Genomic DNA, 2,219 nt, shown 5'->3' with positions numbered 1-2,219 from the left:
TGGTTTGTTTGTACCAACTTAATCTACTCTTTCTCATATGGCTATCCTAGATTATTTTGCTTATCTAGGACAGCCCCTAATATTTTGATACACCACCAATATTTTAAGTAGCAATCTTGATATAGGCAGTCAGTGCAAAATAAAAAAGAGAAGTTAAATTAAGCCGTGCTATTACGAGAAACGTATTTTTTACAGCAACCATAAAGATAAGCTGATGAGTTATTGACGTTCGTTTTGCCTACTTCGTTTTTGATATATACTGTTTGGTATCGGTCACGCTTTTATAATGATAAGGATAATAAGTTTGAGTAGCTTTAATAACATGAGTGACAATGTCGATCATTCAGACAACTTTGATGACTTTTTTGAGAATCTCGGCTACCGCTTTGATGAATCATTCAGCGATGGTTGGGATCGCCTGACCCAATCTATTAAAGACTTATACAACCGTACAACCGATAAGCTAGAAGATGAGCTGGCGCTACCGCTGACACAAGCCTACGTCAATGATGCGCTAAAAACTTATGTCACGGATAATGTCAAAGCTATCTTAGAGCTGCGTGTTGAGATACATGAAGACTGGTTTCGCTTATACTGCACGGTCGATGCCGGTGGCATTTATGCAGAGGTAGCGAGTAACTTTCGTCTGGTACATGCTCAGCTCGATCGCAATGTACAGCGCTTTGTCTTTGGGCAACTGACCTATACCGATATCCTAAATCTGCGCTGTGAGTCCTATCTTAAACGTCAAGGTATCAAACTATTTATTTGGTTTTACCACCGTATCCTGAAAAAAGACCCGTTGGGCTTTATCCTATCTTATATCGATATTGCACGCGCCAAAAATGAGATTATTTATATTGATATTAATCGTTGGCTGAAGAGTAATAAGAAAATTATCGGCATGTTACATAAGGCACAAATTAACTATGGTGAGCTTGAAGAAGAACAATTGATTTTGAAAGCGCAGATTAATTATCGCGATTTATTATCCTCAAATAGCAACGAAGATATTATCAGCGAAAAAGACGAGCCAGTACAAGTACAAGGTCCTGTCCATCCACTAGATACAGAAAATGTGGCAAATGTGGCGAGCTAAGTTTAGAATATCCTACGCTCTCAGCTCTTATTACTTTGCTATCTTATAACTGTCAACTATTATAAAAAAATGCTGTATCTTGCAAGACGAGAGTCGTCAAGATACAGCATTTTTCTTTTGCTAAAAATTTTAAAAGAATGCCACTCGATCACACTTTATGACATTCGTTACCAGTAATTTTCTACCGCAATATTGCCTTCTCCACGGCGATTCATCACCAGTCCTAAGCTCTTTAACGTCTCTTTGGTATCTTCTACCATATCTGGGTTGCCACATAGCATAACGTGCGTGCTATCGACATCTAGAGCAATGCCTGCGCGCTCTTGTAGCGTTCCATCTAGTAGCAATTTTGGCAGGCGCTCTGTCAGTGCACCTTCGATAGGCTCACGAGTAACAACTGGTATAAAGATTAATTTTGCAGGATTATCAACCAAGGAGCCAAAGTCTTCTTGCAGACTTTTTATCTTATCAACGTACGCCAACTCTTCTATCGAGCGCGCGCTATATGCGAGGATAATATGCTCGTAATCTTCCCAAGTCTTTAAATCTTGCAGCATCGATAAGAAAGGCGCAAGACCAGTGCCCGTAGCCAGCAGCCATAAATCTTTTGGTAATGGCTTTTGATAACGCGCCAATGTTAAAAAGCCAAATGGCATCGTATTAAGCAGCAGCTCATCGCCTACTTCTAAGTGCTGCAACTGTGAGGTAAATGCACCATCAGGAATGACAATAGAGAAAAACTCTAATACCTCATCAAAGGGAGACGAAACAATTGAATAAGCGCGAAAAATATCTTCGTTTAGTGCGTCATTAGAGACATCATTGCCTGCTTCGCCTTGCTGCTTATAGTAGTTTAAATGACTGGGATTAACACCCAAACGTACAAATTGCCCAGCCGTAAATTTAAAGCTATCCGGACGGCTGACAGTAAAGCTAAATAAATTTGGCGTCCAAGTGGTTTTGCTTAGCACTGTTACGGTTTGAGTATTGTCGCTCATAGTCATAAATCACTTATATTTTATTAACATTTATTTTTATAAAATTGGTGTAATGGACAAAATTCATGCTAAAAAGTAGAAGGTAGTCGCTAATGGACATAATTCATGCTATTTGAGTGACT

General features: G+C 39.2%; 2 protein-coding genes. One reads left to right on the top strand and one right to left on the bottom strand.

Going from position 1 to position 2,219, the window contains the following annotated elements; all coding sequences use genetic code 11:
• The first annotated feature begins 286 nt into the window (after positions 1–286).
• Positions 287–1,099 (top strand): hypothetical protein, encoded by an 813-nt coding sequence (locus JMX89_RS12720; protein ID WP_201532556.1) that lies wholly within the window; start codon positions 287–289, stop codon positions 1,097–1,099.
• 167 nt (positions 1,100–1,266) lie between these two features.
• Here JMX89_RS12720 and JMX89_RS12715 read toward each other — a convergent pair whose 3' ends face one another.
• Positions 1,267–2,097, bottom strand: coding sequence for a ferredoxin--NADP reductase (locus tag JMX89_RS12715; RefSeq protein ID WP_201532555.1), 831 nt, complete (start codon positions 2,095–2,097; stop codon positions 1,267–1,269).
• Between the last annotated feature and the right edge of the window lie 122 nt (positions 2,098–2,219).

It is taken from the genome of Psychrobacter sp. DD43, from assembly GCF_904846555.1.
Lineage (GTDB): Bacteria > Pseudomonadota > Gammaproteobacteria > Pseudomonadales > Moraxellaceae > Psychrobacter > Psychrobacter cryohalolentis.
The sequence above is the reverse complement of the archived record's forward strand: the minus strand, read 5'-3'. Positions and strand labels throughout refer to the sequence as shown.

Excerpts from the sequence above, each read along its gene's own strand:
- JMX89_RS12720 (WP_201532556.1), top strand. The coding sequence starts at position 287 with ATGATAAGGATAATAAGTTTGAGTAGCTTTAATAACATGAGTGACAAT.
- JMX89_RS12715 (WP_201532555.1), bottom strand. The coding sequence starts at position 2,097 with ATGAGCGACAATACTCAAACCGTAACAGTGCTAAGCAAAACCACTTGG.